This is a genomic window from Bradyrhizobium sp. 930_D9_N1_4 (assembly GCF_052076015.1).
GTDB lineage: Bacteria > Pseudomonadota > Alphaproteobacteria > Rhizobiales > Xanthobacteraceae > Bradyrhizobium.
The window spans coordinates 1,801,608-1,822,520 of the sequence record NZ_CP197236.1; the positions used below are offsets into that span (position 1 = coordinate 1,801,608).

Consider the following 20,913-nt stretch of genomic DNA (forward strand, 5'->3'; position numbering starts at 1 on the left):
GGCGCGCAAAGTTTGGGCAGCTCTACTGTGCATGGGGTTGTTTTCGTATTTTTTGTTTGCGTTCTTGATTTGTTCCTTTGGCGTGCTATCTTGGCTTCATGAGTCCAGCAGCATCTCATGCTCTCAAGCACCCGCCGGTCACGGCGCCCTCCGAGCCGGCGGGTGCGGACTCTGATTTTCCCGAGCTTGCGGTCGCCATCGACAAGCAGCGCAGGCGGGGGCGGGGCGCCCAGTCCAATGCCAGCGGCCGTTACGAGGCCGAGGCCCGCGTCGCTTTCGACGACGGCTGGCAGAGCCTGGAAGAGCTGCCGCCGTTCAAGACCAGTGTCGGCATCGACACCTCGCGCAAGGTGATCACCCGCAACGAATCCCCCGACATCGGCTTCGACCGCTCGATCAATCCCTATCGCGGCTGCGAGCACGGCTGCGTCTACTGTTTCGCGCGGCCGACCCATGCCTATCTCGGCCTGTCGCCGGGGCTCGACTTCGAGTCGAAGCTGTTCGTGAAGCCGGATGCACCGGCATTGCTCGAGAAGGAGCTCGCCGCCAGCGGCTACGAGCCGCGAATGATCGCGATCGGCACCAACACCGATCCCTATCAGCCGATCGAGCGCGACCGCAAAATCATGCGCGGCATTCTGGAGGTGCTGGAGCGGGCCGGCCATCCCGTCGGCATCGTCACCAAGTCTGCACTCGTCGTGCGCGACATCGACATTCTCGCGCGGATGGCCAAGCGCAATCTCGCCAAGGTCGGGATCTCCGTCACCTCGCTCGATCCGAAGCTGGCGCGCACCATGGAGCCGCGCGCCTCGACGCCGCCGAAGCGGCTGGAGGCGCTGAAGCAGCTTTCGGACGCCGGCATTCCAACCACGGTGATGGTCGCGCCCGTGATCCCCGCGCTGAACGATTCCGAGATCGAGCGCATTCTCGATGCCGCTGCGCATGCCGGCGTCAAGGAAGCCTCCTACGTGCTGCTGCGGCTGCCGCTGGAGGTGCGCGATCTCTTCCGCGAATGGCTGATGGCGAACTATCCGGACCGCTATCGCCACGTCTTCACGTTGATCCGCGACATGCGCGGCGGCCGCGACTACGACGCCAAATGGGGCGAGCGGATGAAGGGTACGGGCCCGATGGCCTGGACCATCGGCCGCCGTTTCGAGATCGCTTGCGAGAGGCTGGGCCTCAACAAGCGGCGCTCGAAGCTGACCACGGACCATTTTGCCAGGCCGAAGCGGAACGGCGATCAGCTCGACCTGTTCTGATCGGGCAAGTTCTGATCGGGAATTGGAAAAGGCGTAACATGAGCAAGGAACTTCCCGCCCCGGTGCCGCGGCTGACCGTCATCACGCTCGGCGTTAGCGACATCCGCGCCAGCATCGCCTTTTACGACGCGCTCGGCTTCTCGCGCCGGCTGAAGGTCACAGGCGAGGCCGTCGCCTTCTACGACACCGGCGGTCCGGTGCTCGCGCTGTACCCCTGGGATCAGCTCGCCGCCGATGCCAAGCTTCCGGACAATCCGAGGCCAACGAGCTTCCGCGGCATGACGCTCGCCTGGAACTGCCGGACAGGCGAGGAGGTCGATGCGGTGCTGGCTTTCGCGCTTGGCAAGGGCGCCAAACTGGTGAAGGCCGCGCACGAGACCGAGTACGGTGGCTATTCCGGCTATTTCGCCGATCCCGACGGCCATCCCTGGGAAGTCGTGGTCGCGCCCGGCATCGAGGTCGGCGAGGACCGGCGGGTGCATCTGGCGGAGTAGGGGCCTGCCTGAATAGCGGGAATTGCGCGGGGTTCCCGGTTGCGCTGGCGAGGCTGCTTGCGCACGATCCCGGCCATGATTCGGAACAAGTCCACCAGGAAGCCGGCCAAAGACGCACCAAAGAAGGCCGCTGCGACAAAAGCTGCGCCTGCAAAGGCCAGCTTCCGCCGCGAGCGGGTGCTGATCAAGCGCGGCATCTGGCCGGTCGCCGGCTGCGACGAGGCCGGCCGCGGGCCTCTGGCCGGTCCCGTGGTCGCGGCTGCCGTGATTCTCGATCCCGACCGCATCCCGCGCGGCATCGACGATTCCAAGCGCCTGACCGCCGAGGAGCGCGAAAGATTGTTCGACAGGATCTGCGCCACCGCGCAGGTCTCGGTCGCGGTTGCCTCACGCGCCCGGATCGACCGCGACAACATCCTGCGCGCCTCGCTGTGGGCGCTGAAGCGCGCCGTGGTGGCGTTGCCCGAGGCGCCCAGGCATGTCTTCGTCGACGGCCGCGACCGGCTCGACACGGCTTGCGATTGCGAGGCCGTGATTGGCGGCGACGGTATCGTGCTGTCGATCGCAGCGGCGTCCATCGTCGCCAAGGTGACGCGCGACCGGCTGATGTGCGCGCTGGCGCAGGATTGCCCGGGCTACGGCTTCGAGCAGCACAAGGGCTACGGCGTCCCCGAGCATCTCGACGCGCTCAACCGCCTCGGCCCCACCATCCACCACCGCAGCTTCTTCGCCCCCGTTGCGGCTGCCCGTGCCAGGCACATGCCCTGGACCGTCGAGCCGGTGCAGGATCTGTTCGCGGTGAACGAGGTCGAGATGCAGGTTGAGTCGATCGTCGAAATCGATGCTTCCTCGGGCCTCTAGCGCAGACGGTCGTTGCCACGACGCGCAGCGCCCCTTATCAAAGCAGGCGTGAGCGAATAGGGCCGGCTGGACGGGTTGGCTGCATCTTTCGGACGTTGCATGCGGTTTACCTCCCTGGTCATCGAGCTCATTCGCGCCCGCCCGCGGCTGATCGTGTGGATCGCCGTGCTGCTTCAGGCCGCGATGTGGCTGTTCGTGGCGCTGGTGTTCTATCGCAGCCCGCCCGGCACCCTTGCGACCCTGCTGGCGTTCGGCCGCGAGTACCAGGTCGGGACTGACCTGGGAGCGCCTTTGCCGATCTGGCTCGCCGACATCGCCTACCGCGCCGCCGGCGGCCACATGTTCGGCGTCTATGTCCTGGCGCAGCTCTGCGAGATCGCGACCTTCATCGCCCTCTATCATCTCTCCCGTGCCGTGGTCGGCTCGCAGCACGCGGTGCTGGCCGTGCTCTTGACCATGACGGTGCTGGCGTTCTCCTCGCCGGCGCTCGACTTCGGACCGTTGGTCCTGGCGCGGCCGCTCTGGGCGCTGCTGCTGCTGCACTCCTGGCAGATCATCGGCCAGCGCCGCGGCAATGCCTGGTTCGCCTGGTCGATCGAGGCCGGTCTCCTGCTGCTGACGACGCCCGCGGCGATCTTCCTCCTCCTGCTGATCGTCATCTTCGCGATATCGACGGCCGGCGGCCGCCGCATCCTGCGCGCGCCCGATCCTTTGTTCGCGCTGATCGTCGTCGCCGTGCTGGCACTGCCCTATGCGGTCTGGCTGATGCGCGCCGAGACGCTGGTGCTGCCGACCTTGCCGCAAGTGGAGGAGTTGAACGCGCGCGCGCTGCACGCGGCCTGGCTGCTCGGCGGGCTCGTGCTCGGCGCTGCGGCGATCCCGGCCCTGAGCTTTCTCAACGCCGGCCTGTTCGTCGCCAAGGGCGAGGAGGCGCCGATCATCTACCGCCCGCCGGTCGAGCCGCTCGCGCGCAATTTCGTCTATTTCTTCGCGCTGGCGCCTGCGCTCGGCGCGGTGCTGATCTCGGGCGTGCTCGGACTTGAATCCGTGGTCGGCGGTGCCGGTGTGGTGCTTGTCGTGTCTGGGCTTGCCGTGGTCGTCGCGGCCGGCGACCTTATCGCGATGCGGCGCGCGCGCATGCTGCGGATGGTATGGGCCGCCGCTGTCGTGGCCCCTGCGGTCGGTGTCGTGCTCGCGGTGCTGTTCCTGCCCTGGACCGGCGCCAACGAAATCGCGACCTCGATGCCGGCGCGCGCGATCTCGGATTTCTTCGACGAGAGCTTTGCCCGCCGCACCAACCATCGCCTGCGCGCGGTCGCCGGCGAGACCCAGCTTGCGAGCCTGATCTCGCTGCATTCCGGCCGGCCGCATCTCTTCATCGACGCCCAGCCGGCGCGGACGCCGTGGATGAGCCAGGCCAAATTCAGCGAGACTGGCGGCGTCGTGGTCTGGCGCGCATCCGACACCGCAGGCACCCCGCCGCCCGAAATCCTCGCGCGCTTCCCCGGCATCGTGCCGGAAGTGCCGCGCGCCTTCGAATGGCTGGTGACGGGGCGTCAGCAACTCTTGCGGGTCGGCTGGGCCATCGTGCGGCCGAAGGGGCTGTGAGGTCTTTGCGTACTCTCTCCGTCGTCATTGCGAGGAGCCCTTGCGACGAAGCAATCCAGAGTCCCTCCCCGGAAAGACTCTGGATTGCTTCGCTGCGCTCGCAATGACGGGGAGGGAGCGGTTCGCCCCTTACGCTCCCGCCAGCACCTTCGCGATCGCGCGCAGATCCTGCCAGGCTAGCCGCTTGTAGGACGGCGAGCGCAACAGATAGGCCGGATGGAACGTCGCCAGCGCGCGGATGGTGCGCTGGCCGGTTTCGTACTCGAACCAGCGGCCGCGCGTGCGCATGATGCCTTCGCGCGTCGACAGCAGCGTCTGCGTCGAGGGGTTGCCGAGCGTCACCAGCACGTCGGGATTCACCAGCTCGATCTGGCGCTGGATGAAGGGCAGGCAGATCTGTGTCTCCTGCGGCGTCGGCGTGCGGTTGCCGGGTGGCCGCCACGGAATGACATTGGCGATGTAGGCGGTGGTGCGGTTGAGGCCTATGGCGCCGATCATCAGATCGAGCAGCTTGCCGCTGCGCCCGACGAAAGGCAGCCCCTCGATATCCTCGTCGCGGCCCGGCGCCTCGCCGACGAACATGATGCGCGCCTGCGGATTGCCGTCGGCGAACACCAGCCGCGTCGCGGTATGCTTGAGCGCGCAGCCCTCAAAATTTTGCATCAGCTCGCGCAGCGCCTCGAGCGTCGGTGCGGTGCGCGCGGCCTCGCGCGCCGAGGCAATCGCGATGTCGGGCGCGGGTGCGGCCTCGCCGCGCATCACCGTCGGTGCTGTGACCGGTCGTGGCGCTTCGGCGAGAGGGGCCGCACGCGGGGGCGGCGGCGCTTCCAATTCCGCCAGGCGGTCGACGGGTTCCTCCGCGAGCGCGCAATCGACCCCGGCCTCCAGATAGAAGGCGAGCAGCTCTCGGACGGTGGGTGCGGGTTCGAGGATCATTTGGAAAGTCAGACTGTTACTTCATCTTAGGGCGCCTTGCATCCCAGCGAAACGCATTTCCGTGGTTGTCCTGCCCGGAAAAATCGGAAACAAGGGGGCGCAAACGACCTTAGAACGTCTCAAGGGCTGAGATCAGATGAGCACCGAAGAACTCCCCCCGCGCGAATCCATGGAATTCGACGTCGTGATCGTCGGCGCCGGCCCCTCGGGCCTCGCCGCAGCGATCCGGCTCAAGCAGATCAATGCCGATCTCAACGTCGTCGTGGTGGAGAAGGGCTCCGAGGTCGGCGCGCACATCCTATCCGGTGCGGTGATCGACCCGATCTCGCTCGACAAGCTGATCCCCGATTGGCGCGAGGACGCCGACTGTCCGCTGAAGACCGAGGTCAAGGACGACCACTTCTACTGGATGTTCGGCGACAACCGCATCAAGCTGCCGGGCTTCGCGATGCCGCCGCTGATGAGCAATCATCACTGCTATATCGGCTCGCTCGGCAATGTCTGCCGCTGGCTCGCGCCGAAGGCGGAGGCGCTCGGCATCGAGATCTATCCGGGCTTTGCCGCGACCGAGGTGCTCTATGACGAGAAGGGCGCGGTGCGGGGCATCGCGACCGGCGACATGGGCATCGCCAGGGACGGCACGCACAAGGACTCCTACACCCGCGGCATGGAGCTGCTCGGCAAGTACACGCTGTTCGCCGAAGGCGCGCGCGGCTCGCTGTCGAAGCAGCTGATCGCGAAGTACCAGCTCGACGCCAAGAGCGAACCGCCGAAGTTCGGCATCGGCCTGAAGGAAGTCTGGCAGATCGATCCGGCCAAGCACAAGAAGGGCCTGATCCAGCACTCCTTCGGCTGGCCGCTCAGCAATTCCACAGGCGGCGGCTCGTTTCTCTACCACTACGACGACAACCGCGTCGCGGTCGGCTTCGTCGTGCATCTGAACTACGATGATCCGTATCTGTCGCCGTTCGACGAATTCCAGCGCTTCAAGACCCATCCCTCGATCCGCGACGTGTTCGAAGGCGGCAAGCGTCTCGCCTATGGCGCGCGCGCCATCACCGAAGGCGGGTACCAGTCGGTGCCGCGCCTGACCTTCCCGGGCGGTGCGCTGGTCGGCTGCGCCGCAGGCTTCGTCAACGTTCCCCGCATCAAGGGCGTCCACAACGCGATGGGCACCGGCATGCTCGCCGCCGAGCATCTGGCCGCTGCGCTCGCCGAAGGCCGTGCCAATGACGAGATCGCTGCCTACGAGAACGCCTGGCGCGATTCCGCGGTCGGCAAGGACCTGTTCAGGATCCGCAACGTCAAGCCGCTGTGGTCGAAGTTCGGCACCTTCATCGGCGTTCCCCTCGGCGCCATCGACATGTGGACCAATCAGCTGTTCGGCATCTCGCTGTTCGGCACGCTGTCGCACGCCAAGCCCGACCGCAAGACGCTCGATCCGGCCAGGCAGCACGCGCCCAAGAACTACCCGAAGCCGGATGGCAAGATCTCCTTCGACAAGCTGTCCTCGGTATTCCTGTCCAACACCAATCATGAAGAGGATCAGCCGGTCCATCTGAAGGTGGCCGACATGAACCTCCAGAAGACCTCCGAGCACGACGTCTTCGCCGGTCCCTCGAATCGCTATTGCCCGGCTGGTGTCTATGAGTGGGTCGAGGAGGGCTCAAACCCGCGCTTCCAGATCAACGCGCAGAACTGCGTGCACTGTAAAACCTGCGACGTGAAGGACCCCAACGGCAACATCACCTGGGTTCCCCCGGAAGGCGGCGGCGGTCCGAACTACGAGGCCATGTAAGCCCGGTCCTGTCAGCGGGGATTGGACCAAAGCGATCGAGCCGGGGCTAATGTGACGCGCCCCGGCATTGTGACGCACGTTCGCGTGAGAACGGGGCGGGGGTAGCGGTCCGCGGCCACGATAAGGCCATACTGGCAGCGTCTTGGGGCGCTCTTGATCGGTCAGTTGGCCGATTTGGGGCGTGCGGAGGGGACCGCCCGGCCCGAATCCTTGCGGTGAAGCGCCAAAAGCGGCATTGTCGGCCCAACGGTTCCGGGTCCCGATGCCACCGGCCGCGTTCGCATGCGAGACGGCCTCCTGCTGCAAACCCAGGCACTACCAACTCAAGGCGAGCCCCTGATGTTCTCAAATCGTTTCAACCGCTGGACTGTTGCCGCCATCGCCCTCATGGGCACAGCGATCGCGACGGTCCCCGGCGCGGTCCTGGCGCAGACGCCGGACCATCCGTCCGACACGGCGGCGCAGTTTCCGACCCGAAACGATCTGAAGTCGCTGACCACCTCCGGCAGCTATCTCGCCGCCCGCCACGCCAGCGTCGAGCGCGACGCGGCTTCGGCTGCCGCATTCTACCGCTCGGCCCTGCGCACCGACCCCAAGAACAACGAGCTGCTCGACCGTGCCTTCATCTCGTCGGTCGCCGACGGGGACATCGACGAAGCCGTCAAGCTCGCCGAGCGCATCCTCACCATCGACAAGACCAACCGCGTCGCACGGCTCGTCGTCGGCGTGCATGATCTGAAGTTCAAGAAATATGCGACCGCGCAAACCAACATCAACCAGTCGATCCGCGGTCCGATCACCGATCTCGTCGCCACGCTGCTGTCGGGCTGGGCCGCCTATGGTGCGGGCGATGCCAAGGGCGGCGTCGCCACCATCGACAAGCTCGCCGGTCCGGAATGGTATCCGCTGTTCAAGGACCTCCATGCCGGCATGATCCTCGAGCTCTCCGGCAAGGAGAAGGACGCCGGCACCCGCTTCGAGCGCGCCTACAAGCTCGACGATTCCATGCTGCGCGTCACGGAAGCCTATGCACGCTGGCTGTCGCGCAACAAGGACGCGGCCGCGGCGACCAATGTCTATCAGGCGTTCGACAAGAAGCTCGCCCGCCATCCGCTGATCGTGGAAGGCCTGCGCGACACCAAGGCCGGCAAGAAGTTGCCGCCGCTCGCCGACTCCGCGCAAGCGGGTGCTGCCGAAGCGCTCTACGGCATCGGCGCCACGCTGACCCGCCGCGGCGGCGAGGATCTGGCGCTGGTTTACCTTCAGCTCTCGCTCTACCTGCAGCCGCCCCATCCGCTGGCGCTGCTCTCGCTCGCCGATCTCTATGAATCGGTGAAGCGGCCGCAGATGGCGATCAAGGTCTATGAGCGTGTGCCGGCGACCTCGCCGTTGAAGCGCAACGCGCAGATCCAGCTCGCCATTGATCTCGACTCGGCCGACCGCACCGAGGAGGCGATCAAGATCCTCAAGGGCGTCACCACGGACGATGCCAAGGACCTCGAAGCGATCATGGCGCTCGGCAATATCGAGCGCGGCCGCAAGAAGTTCGGCGACTGCGGCGCGACCTATTCGCGGGGCATCGAGGTGCTGCCGGCCGGCAACGACAAGGCCAACAGCGTCTGGTATTATTATCGCGGCATCTGCGAGGAGCGCTCCAAGGAATGGAGCAAGGCCGAAGCGGACATGAAGAAGGCGCTCGAGCTGCAGGCCGACCAGCCGCATGTCCTCAACTATCTCGGCTATTCCTGGATCGACCAGGGCGTGAATCTCGACGAAGGCATGAAGATGATCAAGCGTGCCGTCGAGCAGCGTCCCGACGACGGCTACATCGTCGACTCCCTCGGCTGGGCCTATTACCGCATCGGCAATTACGAGGAAGCGGTGAAGAACCTCGAGCGTGCGATCGACCTCAAGCCCGAGGATCCCACCATCAACGATCACCTCGGCGATGCCTATTGGCGCGTCGGCCGCACCCTGGAAGCCAAGTTCCAGTGGGCGCACGCCCGCGATCTCAAGCCGGAGCCGGAAGAGCTTCCGAAGATCGAGGCCAAGATCGCCAACGGTATCACGGACGACAATTCAAACTCTTCGGCGGCGCAGGCCGACAAGAAGAAGGACGACGGCAAGGGCGGCTGATTGAGTGGGTTCTGGGGGCTTGTCGCCGATGCCGGCGTTGATTGAAGAAGGGCGCGCGAAGGTCAATCTGAGCCTTCGCGTCGTGGGTCGTCGTGCCGACGGCTATCATGATCTCGAAAGCGTGGTCGCGTTTGCCGATTGCGCCGACCGGCTGACGCTGGAACCGGGCGGCGAGCTGAAGCTCGCCACCACCGGACCGCTTGCCGCGGCCTGCGGCGATACCGCGGACAATCTCGTGTTCAAGGCGGCCAGGCTTCTCGCCGAGGCCGTACCGAATTTGAAGCTGGGTGCCTTCGCGCTCGACAAGGTGCTCCCTGTCGCGGCCGGCATCGGCGGCGGCTCGGCGGATGCTGCGGCGGCGCTGCGGCTGCTGGCGCGTCTCAACAATCTCTCGCTCGACGATCCCCGTCTTCAGAAAGTCGCGCTCGCGACCGGTGCCGACGTGCCGGTGTGCCTGTTCTCGCGCGCCTGCGACATGACCGGGGTCGGCGAGCAGTTGCTGCCGCTCGCGCTGCCGAGCATGCCCTGTGTGATGGTCAATCCGCGCGTGCCGGTCGCGACCAAGGACGTGTTCAAGGAATTGGGCCTGCGCAACGGTGAGCTGCTGGTCGGCGCCACCTCGGTCCTCGGCGCTCCGGCCTGGCCGGAGGAGGGCGGATCAATTGCCGATTGGGTCGATGTGCTCGAAGGCGTCCCCAATGATCTCGAAGCGCCTGCGCTGCGGATCGAGCCCGTGATCGGCGAAGTGCTCAGCGCCTTGCGCGACTCCGGCGGCGTCAAGCTCGCCCGGATGTCCGGTTCGGGTGCGACGTGCTTTGCGATCTATGGCGCGCCGGCCGAGGCCCATGCGGCGGCCGAAAGGATCCGGCGCGATCACCCCGGCTGGTGGGTGCATGCGGGGACGTTGAGCTAGCTGCTTCTCCAATGACGGTGCCGTAGGGTGGGCAAAGCGAAGCGTGCCCACCACTTCCAAGACGTGGGCACGGCGCTTACGCGCCTTTGCCCACCCTACGGCAGCTGAGCTAACCCGCACCATCCTCAGCCAACCCAAGAAACCGCCGGATCTCGCCCAGCACCTCCTGCGGCTTGTCGTGTTGCAGCCAATGCCCGGCGCCGGCGATGGTCTCGATGCGCGCATTCGGGAAATAGCGCTCAAGGCCCGCGGCCTTTGCGCCGGCCAGAAAGCTCTCACCAGCATTGAGCAGCAATGTCGGGCAGGCGATGCGCGACCACAGCGCGACGTGATCGTCCGGCCAGAGCCGGTGCGGCGCGCTGGCGCGCTGATAGGGATCGAACTTCCAGCTGTAAGTGCCGTCCTCGTTCTGCCGCGCGCCGTGGGTGGCGAGATGCAGTGCGAGGTCGCGGGCGAGACGTTTGTTGTGTAGCACCATCTGCGCGGCCGCGTCTGCGAGGGTCGCATAGCGACGCGGTGTGCGGTCGTGCAGTCTGTCGAGCTGGCTGACCCATTTACCGATGCGCTCGTGAACTGGCGGCTTCGGTGAATCTGGTCGCATGGTGACGCCGTCGAGCACGACCAGCTTCGAGACCAGTTCGGGGAACGATCCCGTGAAGATCAGGCTCACCATCCCGCCCATCGAATGGCCGATCAGCGTGATTTGAGGCACTGCGGTGCTGCGGACGAGCTGGGCGAGATCGTAGACATATTCGGTCAGCGCGTAGCTGCCGCCCCTGGTCCAGTCGGAATCGCCGTGGCCGCGCAAATCGGGCGCGAGCACGTGATAATGCGGCTGCAGCGAGCGGGCGATGACGTCCCAGCTCCGGCAATGATCGCGGCCGCCGTGAACCAGGATGGCGACGGGCGCGCCCTCGTTGCCCCAGTCGGCATAATGCAGCCGCAGGCCGTGCGATTCGTAGAAGCGGCTCTGCGGTGCGCTAGCCATTGACGGGCCGCCGCGCCAGCGCGAGCGAGAGGCCGAGGCCTGCGATGAAGACGCCGGAGCCTTGCGTCAGGCGCCGCATCAGATGCGGCCGTCCGATCAGCTGCGTGCGTGTTGCCGAGGCCATCAGCACCACCACGACATCGACGAGCGTGTTCAACGTCACGGAGATTGTGCCGAGCATGATGAATTGCAGCGTCGGGTTCGATCCCGCGGGATCGAGAAACTGCGGAATGAAAGCGAGGAAGAACGCGGCGGTCTTCGGGTTCAGCGCCTCGACCAATACGCCGTCGCGGAACGCGCGCTTGTCGCCGACGGGCTCGCCTTGCAGCGACAGAGCGCGGCCGGCACTGCGAAAGGTCTTGATACCGAGCCAGACCAGATAGAGCGCACCGACGAATTTCACCACCGCGAACAATTCCGCGCTGGCCAGGATAATCGCGGAGATGCCGAGGCTGCCTGCGACGACATGAACCAGCCCGCCGAGCGCCGTGCCCGCGGTTGAGGCGAAACCGCTGCCGCGCCCTTCCGACAAGGTTCGTGCCGCGACGTAGAAAATGCCGGGGCCGGGAACGGCGGCGATGAGACAGGCAGCAGCCAGGAACAGCCAGAAATGGGTGTCGATCATCCCGTTTCGTAGCGCAGCGTGCCGCGATTGCAAGGCCTCTTGTTCAGCCCATCCTGCGGAAGATCGCGCTGGCATTGACCCCGCCGAAGCCAAACCCGTTGGAGATCGCGTTGAGCATCGGCATCGGCCGCGCGCTGCCTGCGACGATGTCGATACCGTCTGCGCGCGCATCCGGGTTTTCGAGATTGAGCGTCGGCGGCGCGACCTGGTCGCGCAGGGCGAGGATGGTGAAGATCGCCTCCAGGCCGCCGGCGGCGCCGAGCAAATGGCCGGTGGCCGATTTGGTTGCACTCACCGCGATGTTCCCGTTGCGGCCGAACAGCGCGGCGATGGCGCCAAGCTCGCCCTCGTCGCCGGCCGGCGTCGACGTCGCATGCGCATTGAGGTGCTGCAAATCCGCAGGCGCAAGCTTTGCCTGCCGGAGCGCAATCTCCATGGCGCGGCGGGCGCCGTCGCCGTCGGGCGGCCCCGAGGTCATGTGATAGGCGTCCGCCGTCGTGCCGTAGCCGACGAGCTCCGCGATCGGCGTCACACCGCGCGCCAGCGCATGTTCGAGATCCTCGATCACCAGGATGCCCGCGCCTTCGCCCATGACGAAACCGTCGCGGTCGCGATCGAACGGGCGCGAGGCGCGTGCGGGCTCCTCGTTGAACGAGCTGGACAGCGCGCGTGCCGCGGCGAAGCCGCCGATGCTGACGATGTCGATGCAGGCTTCCGCACCGCCGCAGATCGCGACATCGGCCTCACCGGCGCGGATCATGCGCGCGGCATCGCCGATCGCCTGCACGCCGGCGGCGCACGCGGTGACGGGCGTGCCGAGCGCGCCCTTGTAGCCGTATTTGATCGAGACGTGGCCGGCGGCGAGATTGGCGAGGAACGAGGGAATCGTGAACGGCGACAGCCTGCGCGCGCCGCGTTGCTCGGTGATGCGCACCGCTTCCGCCATGGCCGGGAAGCCGCCGACCCCGGAGGCGATGATCGTCGCGGTGCGTTCCAGCGCGGCTGCGTCCTGCGGCGCCCATTTGGCTTGCGCGACGGCTTCGGCGGTGGCGAGCAGCGCGAACAGGATGAAGCGGTCCATCTTGCGCTGGTCTTTTGGCGCGGCCGCCTGTGCAGGATCAAAGCCGCCTTCGGCGTCATCAGCCTTGCCTGGTACGAGGCCGGCGATGCGTGCGGGCAACGCGTGCGCCCATTCGGGCAACGGCCGCAATCCGCTCTGGCCGGCGAGCAGCCGCCGCCAGGACAATTCGACACCGCAGCCAAGCGGCGATACCGCGCCCATGCCTGTCACGACGATACGACGCATATTACTCTCCCGCCGGCGCGACGGCCGGGTTCATGGCCTTGAGCGAGGCGAGCCGCGCGCGCATGCCGCGGCTGGCGCGTGGGCCTGGAATGGCAACCGTATTGGTGAGCGTGATCGGCTGCATGTCGTTGGCGTCGACCACGACCGGATCGAACGGGCGGGCGTCGCTCCGGTTCGCCAGCAGGATGGATTCGCCCTTGGGGGCGAGATGCTTGTTGCCCCAGGCCAGCAGCGCCACGACCACGGGGAAGAAATCCCGCGCCTTGTCCGTCAGCACATATTCGTAGCGCGGCGGGCGTTCGTTGTAGCGGCGCCGCATGAACATGCCGCTCGCGGTGAGATGCGCAAGCCGTCGCGACAGGATGTTCGGTGCGATGCCGAGGTTTTGCGAGAATTCGTCGAATTTCGTCGCGCCCTGAAACGCATCGCGCAGGATCAGGATGCTCCACCATTCGCCGACCATCTCTACGGCGCGGCCGACCGGGCATTCCAGGATGGATGGGGATTTGGGCTGCATGGCGGGAGGGTAGGTCAGTAACTTGCAAAATGCAAGTCACTGGGCGGGCAGCCGCGGGTGTGGGTGGAGCAAGTCCCAGCGGTTGCGGATCTGTCGGGCTGTGATTTCGGCTGTTGCTGCGATCGAAAATGCGAGCCGTAAACGACGGCCGTCCCCCATGCTCCGTCATTGCGAGCGCAGGGAAGCAATCCAGACTGTCTCCGCGGAGGGATTCTGGATTGCTTCGCTGCGCTCGCAATGACGGGGAGAGAGTAGCGCGCGCAAATCTATCGCCGTCACCCTGAGGTGCCGGAGCGCAGCGGAGGCCTCGAAGGGCGAACAGCCCGGATGCAGCTCGGCAGCGCATCCTTCGAGGCTCGCTGCGCGAGCAGCTCAGGATGACGGGATCAAGAGCGGTGCGGAATCGGTGGAAGCTTGAGCGCGCCGCCTAATGCGACCGCGCCAGACAGAACGCCACCACCTGCTCCAGCGCGCTCTTCATTGGCGACGACGGGAACAGCGCCAGCGCATCCACCGCCATGGCACCGTAATGGTGGGCGCGGCTGATCGTGTCCTCGAGTGCGCGGTGCTTGTTCATCAGGCCGAGGGCGTGGTCGAGGTCGGTGTCGCCGATCTCGCCGCGTTCCAGTGCCCGGATCCAGAAGGCGCGCTCGGTGTCGTTGCCGCGGCGGAACGCGAGGACCACGGGCAACGTGATCTTGCCTTCGCGAAAATCGTCGCCGGTGTTCTTGCCGAGTTTGGCGCTCTTGCCGCCGTAATCAAGCACGTCGTCGACGAGCTGGAAGGCGATGCCGAGATTCATGCCGACCGAGCGGCAGGCGGTCTGCTCCGCCTTCGGGCGGTTGGCGATCACAGGGCCGACCTCGCAGGCGGCCGCGAACAGCTCGGCGGTCTTGCCGCGGATCACGGCGAGATATTCGTCCTCGGTGGTCGCGGTGTTCTTGGCGGCGGCGAGCTGCATCACCTCGCCCTCGGCAATGGTGGCGGCCGCAGCGGACAGAATGTCGAGCGCACGCAGCGAGCCGACCTCGACCATCATCCGGAAGGCTTGTCCCAGCAGGAAGTCGCCGACCAGCACGCTGGCCTCGTTGCCCCAGAGCATGCGCGCCGACAGCTTGCCGCGGCGCATCTCGCTCTCGTCGACGACGTCGTCGTGCAGGAGCGTGGCGGTGTGCATGAACTCGACGGAGGCGGCGAGCTTGATATGGCCGTCGCCGGTGTAGCCGGCGAGGTTGGCCATCGCGAGGGTGAGCATCGGCCGCAGGCGCTTGCCGCCGGAGGAGATGAGGTGGTTGGCGACCTCCGGGATCATGGTCACGTCCGACCCGGTCCGCGACAGGATCGTGGCGTTGACGCGCTCCATGTCACCGGCGACAAGGGCCACCAGCTCTTCGATCGACGCGCCGGGAGTTTCGAAAGGTACGATGACGGCCACGCCGGTCTCCAATATTTGCCCCGGAAGGGCTATTCTGATGGAAATACAATAGAAACTGGCGGCGGATGCGGCAAGGCCCGCGCAACCATTGACATTTGCCGCTTTAGCCCCCTTTGGGGCAGGAGACCTGCGTTTTGCGTGAACTGGTTCGGACCAACGACATGGTGCTGGTGTCGGCGATCGGCGCGCTGCTCGACGGCGCCAACATCCATCATCTGGTGCTGGACCAGAATATGAGCATCATCGAGGGCTCGCTGGGCATCCTGCCGCGGCGGATCCTGGTCCATGAGGACGACGCCCAGGAGGCGAGGGCGCTCCTCACCGATGCCGGCCTCAGCCACGAATTGCGCGGCGATGATTGAGGCGCTCGCAGACATTACCGAGGACGCCTTTCTCGGCGGGCAGTTGCTATTGAAGCAGCAGCGGTCCGGCCATCGCGCCGGCCATGATGCCATTTTGCTTGCCGCGGCGACGCAGGCCCAGGCGGGCGACCGCGTGGTCGATTTCGGCGCCGGCATCGGCACGGCCGGGCTGGCGCTTGGCCGGCGTGTCGCCGGTATCGGGCTGAGCCTGGTCGAGATCAATCCGGAACTGGCGGAACTCGCGCGCGCCAATGCCGCGGCGAATGCGATTGCCGCCGAGACGATCGTGCTCGACGTCACTGCGGATCCGCGGGCGTTTGCGGCAAATGGCCTTGTACCCGACAGCGTCGACGTGGTGCTGATGAACCCGCCCTTCAACGACCCCGCGCGTCACCGCGGCTCGCCCGATCTGGTGCGCCACACCGCGCATGTCGCGACCGACGAGACGCTGAATGCCTGGGTGCATGCCGCGCGGCGCATCCTCCGATCGAACGGCGCGCTGACATTGATTTGGCGGGCAGATGGGATCGCGGATGTTCTGGCCGCGCTGTCGCGCGGCTTCGGCAGTCTTGCGATCCTGCCGGTTCACGGTGAAGCGGGACGGCCTGCGATCCGCGTGCTGGTGCGCGCAGTCAAAGGCGGCAGGGCGCCGGTGCGATTGCTGCCGGGGCTCATGCTCAATGAGAAGACACGCGTGCCTAAAAAAGAGGTGATGGATATTCTGGAGGGACGAGCGGTTCTACCGCTGGTGGAACCGTGAGGGCTTATTGCGGAAGCGATTCCGACTGCTGCTCTTGCGGGGTCGTCAGGCGGATCGCCATGAACAGCGCACCGATCAGCAGCATCAGCAGATAGATCTTCATGGCATTTCCTCCGCTGCTTATTGCAGCTTCCCAACGGGAAAACTGCAAAACACGTTCCAGGCACTTCCAATGACACTCGCGTGATAAGAAATGGTTAAGCAGAGGTAACGGCATGGCCGAACAATTGAATGATTCCCAGAGTTCCGGCTGGGCCGACAAGCTCATGCGCTATCTGCCGGCGCGCTTCCGTCCCGGCACGGCGGTGGTGCCGGTGGTCCGACTCTCCGGCGTGATCGGCGCGGTCACGCCGCTGCGTCCGGGCATGTCGCTCGCCGGCGTCGCGCGCGTGCTGGAGCGGGCGTTTTCGTATCGCAATGCCAAGGCGGTGGCGCTGGTGATCAATTCGCCCGGCGGTTCGCCGGTGCAGTCGCGCCAGATCTATCTGCGCATCAAGCAACTCGCCGCGGAGAAGAAGCTGCCGGTGCTCGTTTTCGTCGAGGACGTCGCAGCCTCCGGCGGCTACATGATCGCGTGCGCGGGCGACGAGATCATCTGCGATCCGTCCTCGATCCTGGGCTCGATCGGCGTGGTCGGCGGCAGCTTCGGTTTCCAGGAGGCGATCAGGCGGCTCGGCATCGAGCGGCGGCTCTACACCGCCGGCTCGCACAAGGCGATGCTCGATCCGTTCCTTCCCGAGAACCCGGATGACGTTGCGAAGCTGAAAGCGATCCAGCGCGAGATCCACCAGATCTTCATTTCGCTGGTGAAGGAGAGCCGCGGCGCGCGGCTCAAGGGCAGCGACGACACGCTGTTCACGGGAGAATACTGGGCCGGCGAGAGTTCGATCGCGCTGGGGCTTGCCGACAGCATCGGCGATCTCCGCTCAACTCTTCGTGCCCGCTACGGCGAGAAGGTTGTCACGCCCGTGATTGCCCAGCCGACCGGTCTTCTGTCCGGCCTTCTTGGGCGGAAATCGCCCGGCGCGGGCCAGCTTTCGGCCATGGAATCAATGGCCGGCCTGCCGGACGATCTGATCTCGGCGGTCGAGACGCGGGCGATTTGGGCAAAATTCGGGTTCTAGGCCGCGCTCCGCCGCGCCATTTGGTCCGGGCCGAGCCAATTGCGGCGCGGCCCGGTCTGCGCAAGAATGCTTGTGGGGGCTGAGCATTGTGAACAAGGATCGACCGATGCCGCCGTTCGTCGCATTCGCGGGCGCTTTGGGCGGGCTTGCCGTGGTCCGCTGGGCCTACAAGACCGCCGTCCGGATCAACCAGGAGCTGGAGGAGATGCGCCTCTCACGCGTCGCCGAGGCCGCCCATGTGGGGGATGTCCAGACGCTGAAACGTGACCCCGTGACCGGAGCCTACCGGCCGGGTTAGCCGCGCCATACGCCGCTGCCGTAGGGTGGGCAAAGCGAAGCGTGCCCACGAGCGGTATCGAATTCATCGAAAGATGGTGGGCACGGCGCAAGTGCGCCTTTGCCCACCCTATGGCAACGTCCCTGGAGCATGGGCCGTTAAGCCCGAATCCGCCCCCTTTGCCTTGATTCCCACCCCCGCCGTCGATACGGTCCCGCGCGATTCAAACCCCCGCGAGAGCCTGATCTGACGATGGACGCCTCCTTGCCCGCCCATATGCGCCCGGAACGCTCGTTCCAGGGTTTTATCCTCGCGCTCCAGACCTTCTGGGCCGAGCAGGGCTGCGTGATCCTGCAGCCCTACGACATGGAGATGGGCGCAGGCACCTTCCATCCGGCGACCACGCTGCGCGCGCTCGGGCCAAAACCCTGGAATGCCGCCTATGTGCAGCCCTCGCGCCGGCCCAAGGACGGCCGCTACGGCGAGAATCCGAACCGGATGCAGCACTACTACCAGTTCCAGGTGATCATGAAGCCGTCGCCGCCGAACCTTCAGGAGCTGTACCTGAAGTCGCTCGCCGCGATCGGCATCGATTCCGCCGTGCACGACATCCGCTTCGTCGAGGACGATTGGGAGAGCCCGACGCTGGGCGCCTGGGGTCTCGGCTGGGAGTGCTGGTGCGACGGCATGGAGGTCAGCCAGTTCACCTATTTCCAGCAGGTCGCGGGCGTCGAATGCGCACCCGTTGCGGGCGAACTCACCTACGGGCTCGAGCGGCTAGCGATGTATGTGCAGGGCGTCGATCGCGTCTATGACCTCAACTTCAACGGCCGCGATGGTGACGCCAAGGTCACTTATGGCGATGTGTTCCTGCAGGCCGAGCGGGAATATTCGAAGCACAATTTCGAAGTCGCCGACACCGCGATGCTGTTCGAGCAATTCAAGATGGCCGAAGGCGCGTGCAGGAAATACCTGGAGGCAGGCTGGAAGGACGGCAAGCGCGAGGCGCATCTGATGGCGCTGCCAGCCTATGATCAGTGCATCAAGGCCAGTCACGTCTTCAACCTCCTGGACGCGCGTGGCGTGATCTCGGTGACCGAGCGTCAAAGCTACATCTTCCGGGTGCGTGAACTGGCAAAGGCCTGCGGCGAAGCCTGGGTCCGCACCGAAGCCGGTGGAGCGGCCTGATGCCTGAATTGTTGCTTGAACTGTTCTCGGAAGAAATCCCCGCGCGCATGCAGGCCAAGGCGGCCGACGATCTGCGCCGCATGGTCACCGACAAGCTCGTCGCCGAGGGCCTCGTCTACGAGGGCGCGAAGGCGTTTTCGACGCCGCGCCGCCTTGCGCTCACCGTGCACGGAATCCCCGCGCGCCAGCCTGACCTCAAGACCGAACGCCGCGGACCGAAAGTCGGCGCGCCCGATGCGGCGGTGCAGGGGTTCCTGAAAGCGACAGGCCTGAACTCGCTGGATGAGGCCAAGATCCAGCGCGACCCCAAGGGCGATTTTTACATCGGATTGATCGAGAAGCCCGGCCGCGACGCGATCGACGTGCTCGCCGAAATCCTGCCCGTCATCATCCGCACCTTCCCCTGGCCGAAATCGATGCGCTGGGGCGCGCGCTCGGGCAAGCCGGGCTCGCTGAGCTGGGTGCGTCCGCTGCACGCGATCACCGCGACCTTCGGGCCCGAGACCGAAGAGCCCGATGTCGTGAAGTTCGAGGTCGACGGCATCGCCACCGGCCAGACCACCTACGGCCATCGCTTCATGGCACCTAACGCGATCAGCGTGCGCCGCTTTGAGGATTACGAGGCCAAGCTGAAAGCGGCAAAGGTCATCCTGGATCCGCAGGCGCGCAAGGACATCATCTTTGCCGACGCCAAGGAATTGACGTTTGCGCAAGGCTTCGAGCTGGTCGAGGATCAGGTGCTGCTGGACGAGGTCTCGGGCCTCGTCGAATGGCCCGTCGTCATGATGGGATCGTTCGAAGAAGAGTATCTTGCGATCCCCGAAGAGGTGATCCGCGCCACCATCCGCAACAACCAGAAGTGTTTTGTGGTCAGGGATGCCAAGACCGGCAAGCTGACCAACAAGTTCGTCCTCACCGCGAATATCGAGGCGACCGACGGCGGCAAGGTCATCGTGTCAGGCAATGAGCGCGTCATCCGTCCGCGTCTGTCGGATGCGAAGTTCTTCTATGAGACGGACCTGAAGACGAAGCTTGAGGATCGCCTGCCGAAGTTCGAGCAGATCGTATTTCACGAGAAGCTTGGGACGCAGGCTGAGCGGATCAAGCGCATCGAGCGTCTTGCGGCCGAGATCGCGCCGCTGGTCGGCGCCGATGTCGCCAAGGCGACGCGTGCTGCGCATCTGGCGAAGGCCGACCTATTGACCGAGGTGGTTGGCGAATTCCCGGAAGTGCAAGGCTTGATGGGCAAGTACTACGCGCTTGCCCAGGGCGAGGATGCGTCAGTGGCTGCGGCCTGCGAGGAACACTACAAGCCGCAGGGCCCGACCGATCGTGTGCCGACCGATTCCGTCAGCGTGGCCGTCGCGCTCGCGGACAAGATTGACACGCTGGTTGGCTTCTGGGCGATAGATGAGAAGCCGACCGGCAGCAAGGACCCGTATGCGCTGCGTCGCGCGGCGTTGGGTGTGATCAGGTTGATCGCCGACAACGCGCTGCGGCTATCGCTGATGAAGGTGGCGGCGTCGGCACTCGCTGGTCTATCGGTGAAGGCGGCCGATGCCTCGAAGCTTCCGGGCGATCTGCTCGCCTTCTTCGCCGACCGCCTCAAGGTGCAGTTGCGCGAGCAGGGCGCGCGTCACGATCTCGTCGATGCCGTGTTCGCGCTCGGTGGTCAGGACGATCTGCTGATGATCGTCCGCCGCGTCGAGGCGCTGGGCAAGTTCCTCGAGTCCGACGACGGAAAGAACCTGCTCGCCGGCATCAAGCGTGCGAGCAACATCCTCGGCATCGAGGAGAAGAAGGACAAGCGTAGCTTCGACGGCGCGCCGGATGCTGCGCTCTATGGCCTCGACGAGGAGAAGGCGCTGGCGAAGGCGATCGGTGAGGTGAAGGTGGAGGCGAGTGCCGCTGTGGCCAAGGAAGACTTCGCCGCCGCGATGAGCGCGATGGCAAAGCTGCGTCCGCCGGTCGATGCGTTCTTCGACAAGGTGCGCGTCAACGACGACGATGCGAAGGTGCGCGAGAACCGGCTGAAGCTGCTGAACGAAATCCGCAGTGCCACGCGTGCGGTGGCGGATTTCTCCAAGATCCAGGATTAGACCGGTCTCGTGCCCCGGACGCAGCGCAGCGCTACTTCAGCGGTGCGCTGCAGAGCCGGGGCCCATGCCGCAGGCACGAAAGATTCCGGGTCCCGGCTCTGCGCCGCACCGCTGCGCGCTGCAGCGCGTCCGGGACACGAGAGCGTGCACATACAGCAAACAAAAAAGCCCCGCCCGGCGGGGGGAAGACCGGGCGGGGCCTGATGTCCGACTATGCGATGCGC

Annotated in this window: 20 protein-coding genes; 13 read left to right on the top strand and 7 right to left on the bottom strand. The window is 65.7% G+C overall.

The genetic code is table 11. The features are described 5' to 3' along the window. The first annotated feature begins 98 nt into the window (after window positions 1-98). The 4 genes from AB7532_RS08360 to AB7532_RS08375 all read left to right on the top strand — a co-directional run bounded on the left by AB7532_RS08360 (window position 99) and on the right by AB7532_RS08375 (window position 4,225). Window positions 99-1,262: a PA0069 family radical SAM protein gene (locus tag AB7532_RS08360; RefSeq protein ID WP_441234326.1), complete on the top strand. Its 1,164-nt coding sequence runs from the start codon at window positions 99-101 to the stop codon at window positions 1,260-1,262. Window positions 1,263-1,300: 38 nt separating this feature from the next. Continuing rightward, window positions 1,301-1,756 carry a VOC family protein gene (locus AB7532_RS08365; RefSeq protein WP_441234327.1) on the top strand — a complete coding sequence of 152 codons (456 nt, stop codon included), beginning with the start codon at window positions 1,301-1,303 and terminating at the stop codon, window positions 1,754-1,756. A gap of 75 nt (window positions 1,757-1,831) precedes the next feature. Beyond that, window positions 1,832-2,617 (top strand): ribonuclease HII, encoded by a 786-nt coding sequence (locus AB7532_RS08370; protein WP_441234328.1) that lies wholly within the window; start codon window positions 1,832-1,834, stop codon window positions 2,615-2,617. A 99-nt stretch (window positions 2,618-2,716) separates the two neighbouring features. Continuing rightward, on the top strand, window positions 2,717-4,225 hold the full coding sequence (locus tag AB7532_RS08375; RefSeq protein WP_441234329.1) for a glycosyltransferase family 39 protein: 1,509 nt from the start codon (window positions 2,717-2,719) through the stop codon (window positions 4,223-4,225). A 129-nt stretch (window positions 4,226-4,354) separates the two neighbouring features. Here AB7532_RS08375 and AB7532_RS08380 read toward each other — a convergent pair whose 3' ends face one another. Then, window positions 4,355-5,161, bottom strand: coding sequence for a uracil-DNA glycosylase (locus AB7532_RS08380; protein ID WP_441234330.1), 807 nt, complete (start codon window positions 5,159-5,161; stop codon window positions 4,355-4,357). 136 nt (window positions 5,162-5,297) lie between these two features. Here AB7532_RS08380 and AB7532_RS08385 point away from each other — a divergent pair, with 136 nt between their 5' ends. Continuing rightward, on the top strand, window positions 5,298-6,959 hold the full coding sequence (locus AB7532_RS08385) for an electron transfer flavoprotein-ubiquinone oxidoreductase (protein WP_441234331.1): 1,662 nt from the start codon (window positions 5,298-5,300) through the stop codon (window positions 6,957-6,959). 339 nt (window positions 6,960-7,298) lie between these two features. Next, a complete protein-coding gene (locus AB7532_RS08390) occupies window positions 7,299-9,095 on the top strand; it encodes a tetratricopeptide repeat protein (RefSeq protein WP_441234332.1) in 1,797 nt (598 codons plus the stop codon). On the opposite strand, the gene AB7532_RS08395 is transcribed toward AB7532_RS08390, so the two are convergent. Next, complete coding sequence (locus AB7532_RS08395) at window positions 9,039-9,161, bottom strand: PEP-CTERM sorting domain-containing protein (RefSeq protein WP_441234333.1); 123 nt, start codon at window positions 9,159-9,161, stop codon at window positions 9,039-9,041. The two genes, AB7532_RS08390 and AB7532_RS08395, sit on opposite strands and share 57 nt — an antisense overlap. On the opposite strand from AB7532_RS08395, the gene AB7532_RS08400 reads away from it, so the two are divergent. Then, complete coding sequence (locus tag AB7532_RS08400; protein WP_441234334.1) at window positions 9,124-10,008, top strand: 4-(cytidine 5'-diphospho)-2-C-methyl-D-erythritol kinase; 885 nt, start codon at window positions 9,124-9,126, stop codon at window positions 10,006-10,008. The genes AB7532_RS08395 and AB7532_RS08400 overlap by 38 nt on opposite strands. A 109-nt stretch (window positions 10,009-10,117) precedes the next feature. Here AB7532_RS08400 and AB7532_RS08405 read toward each other — a convergent pair whose 3' ends face one another. The 5 genes from AB7532_RS08405 to AB7532_RS08425 all read right to left on the bottom strand — a co-directional run bounded on the left by AB7532_RS08405 (window position 10,118) and on the right by AB7532_RS08425 (window position 14,879). Continuing rightward, window positions 10,118-10,996: an alpha/beta fold hydrolase gene (locus AB7532_RS08405; protein WP_441234335.1), complete on the bottom strand. Its 879-nt coding sequence runs from the start codon at window positions 10,994-10,996 to the stop codon at window positions 10,118-10,120. Further along, a complete protein-coding gene (locus AB7532_RS08410; protein ID WP_441234336.1) occupies window positions 10,989-11,621 on the bottom strand; it encodes a LysE family translocator in 633 nt (210 codons plus the stop codon). The genes AB7532_RS08405 and AB7532_RS08410 overlap by 8 nt, the downstream gene beginning before the upstream one ends. 43 nt (window positions 11,622-11,664) lie before the next feature. Continuing rightward, window positions 11,665-12,927, bottom strand: coding sequence for a beta-ketoacyl-ACP synthase II (gene fabF / locus AB7532_RS08415; protein ID WP_441234337.1), 1,263 nt, complete (start codon window positions 12,925-12,927; stop codon window positions 11,665-11,667). A gap of 1 nt (window position 12,928) precedes the next feature. Continuing rightward, a complete protein-coding gene (locus tag AB7532_RS08420; RefSeq protein ID WP_441234338.1) occupies window positions 12,929-13,444 on the bottom strand; it encodes a winged helix-turn-helix transcriptional regulator in 516 nt (171 codons plus the stop codon). 427 nt (window positions 13,445-13,871) lie between these two features. Continuing rightward, a complete protein-coding gene (locus tag AB7532_RS08425) occupies window positions 13,872-14,879 on the bottom strand; it encodes a polyprenyl synthetase family protein (protein WP_441234339.1) in 1,008 nt (335 codons plus the stop codon). Between the two features lie 134 nt (window positions 14,880-15,013). Between AB7532_RS08425 and AB7532_RS08430 the strand changes: the two genes are divergently transcribed. The 6 genes from AB7532_RS08430 (at window position 15,014) to glyS (ending at window position 20,689) form a co-directional block, all read left to right on the top strand. Then, window positions 15,014-15,241 carry a putative signal transducing protein gene (locus AB7532_RS08430; protein ID WP_441234340.1) on the top strand — a complete coding sequence of 76 codons (228 nt, stop codon included), beginning with the start codon at window positions 15,014-15,016 and terminating at the stop codon, window positions 15,239-15,241. Beyond that, window positions 15,234-16,001, top strand: coding sequence for a tRNA1(Val) (adenine(37)-N6)-methyltransferase (locus tag AB7532_RS08435; RefSeq protein WP_441234341.1), 768 nt, complete (start codon window positions 15,234-15,236; stop codon window positions 15,999-16,001). The genes AB7532_RS08430 and AB7532_RS08435 overlap by 8 nt, the downstream gene beginning before the upstream one ends. A 215-nt stretch (window positions 16,002-16,216) precedes the next feature. Next, a complete protein-coding gene (locus AB7532_RS08440) occupies window positions 16,217-17,125 on the top strand; it encodes a S49 family peptidase (RefSeq protein ID WP_441234342.1) in 909 nt (302 codons plus the stop codon). A gap of 106 nt (window positions 17,126-17,231) precedes the next feature. After that, window positions 17,232-17,423: a hypothetical protein gene (locus AB7532_RS08445; RefSeq protein ID WP_441239216.1), complete on the top strand. Its 192-nt coding sequence runs from the start codon at window positions 17,232-17,234 to the stop codon at window positions 17,421-17,423. 231 nt (window positions 17,424-17,654) lie between these two features. Beyond that, complete coding sequence (locus AB7532_RS08450) at window positions 17,655-18,590, top strand: glycine--tRNA ligase subunit alpha (RefSeq protein ID WP_441234343.1); 936 nt, start codon at window positions 17,655-17,657, stop codon at window positions 18,588-18,590. Continuing rightward, window positions 18,590-20,689 (top strand): glycine--tRNA ligase subunit beta, encoded by a 2,100-nt coding sequence (glyS, locus tag AB7532_RS08455; protein ID WP_441234344.1) that lies wholly within the window; start codon window positions 18,590-18,592, stop codon window positions 20,687-20,689. The genes AB7532_RS08450 and glyS overlap by 1 nt, the downstream gene beginning before the upstream one ends. Window positions 20,690-20,913: the final 224 nt, after the last annotated feature.

Excerpts from the sequence above, each read along its gene's own strand:
- AB7532_RS08375 (WP_441234329.1), top strand. The coding sequence starts at position 2,717 with ATGCGGTTTACCTCCCTGGTCATCGAGCTCATTCGCGCCCGCCCGCGG.
- AB7532_RS08405 (WP_441234335.1), bottom strand. The coding sequence starts at position 10,996 with ATGGCTAGCGCACCGCAGAGCCGCTTCTACGAATCGCACGGCCTGCGG.
- AB7532_RS08435 (WP_441234341.1), top strand. The coding sequence starts at position 15,234 with ATGATTGAGGCGCTCGCAGACATTACCGAGGACGCCTTTCTCGGCGGG.
- fabF (WP_441234337.1), bottom strand. The coding sequence starts at position 12,927 with ATGCGTCGTATCGTCGTGACAGGCATGGGCGCGGTATCGCCGCTTGGC.
- AB7532_RS08380 (WP_441234330.1), bottom strand. The coding sequence starts at position 5,161 with ATGATCCTCGAACCCGCACCCACCGTCCGAGAGCTGCTCGCCTTCTAT.
- AB7532_RS08370 (WP_441234328.1), top strand. The coding sequence starts at position 1,832 with ATGATTCGGAACAAGTCCACCAGGAAGCCGGCCAAAGACGCACCAAAG.
- AB7532_RS08360 (WP_441234326.1), top strand. The coding sequence starts at position 99 with ATGAGTCCAGCAGCATCTCATGCTCTCAAGCACCCGCCGGTCACGGCG.
- AB7532_RS08445 (WP_441239216.1), top strand. The coding sequence starts at position 17,232 with ATGCCGCCGTTCGTCGCATTCGCGGGCGCTTTGGGCGGGCTTGCCGTG.
- AB7532_RS08400 (WP_441234334.1), top strand. The coding sequence starts at position 9,124 with ATGCCGGCGTTGATTGAAGAAGGGCGCGCGAAGGTCAATCTGAGCCTT.
- AB7532_RS08365 (WP_441234327.1), top strand. The coding sequence starts at position 1,301 with ATGAGCAAGGAACTTCCCGCCCCGGTGCCGCGGCTGACCGTCATCACG.
- AB7532_RS08390 (WP_441234332.1), top strand. The coding sequence starts at position 7,299 with ATGTTCTCAAATCGTTTCAACCGCTGGACTGTTGCCGCCATCGCCCTC.
- AB7532_RS08440 (WP_441234342.1), top strand. The coding sequence starts at position 16,217 with ATGGCCGAACAATTGAATGATTCCCAGAGTTCCGGCTGGGCCGACAAG.
- AB7532_RS08420 (WP_441234338.1), bottom strand. The coding sequence starts at position 13,444 with ATGCAGCCCAAATCCCCATCCATCCTGGAATGCCCGGTCGGCCGCGCC.
- AB7532_RS08410 (WP_441234336.1), bottom strand. The coding sequence starts at position 11,621 with ATGATCGACACCCATTTCTGGCTGTTCCTGGCTGCTGCCTGTCTCATC.
- AB7532_RS08385 (WP_441234331.1), top strand. The coding sequence starts at position 5,298 with ATGAGCACCGAAGAACTCCCCCCGCGCGAATCCATGGAATTCGACGTC.
- AB7532_RS08450 (WP_441234343.1), top strand. The coding sequence starts at position 17,655 with ATGGACGCCTCCTTGCCCGCCCATATGCGCCCGGAACGCTCGTTCCAG.
- glyS (WP_441234344.1), top strand. The coding sequence starts at position 18,590 with ATGCCTGAATTGTTGCTTGAACTGTTCTCGGAAGAAATCCCCGCGCGC.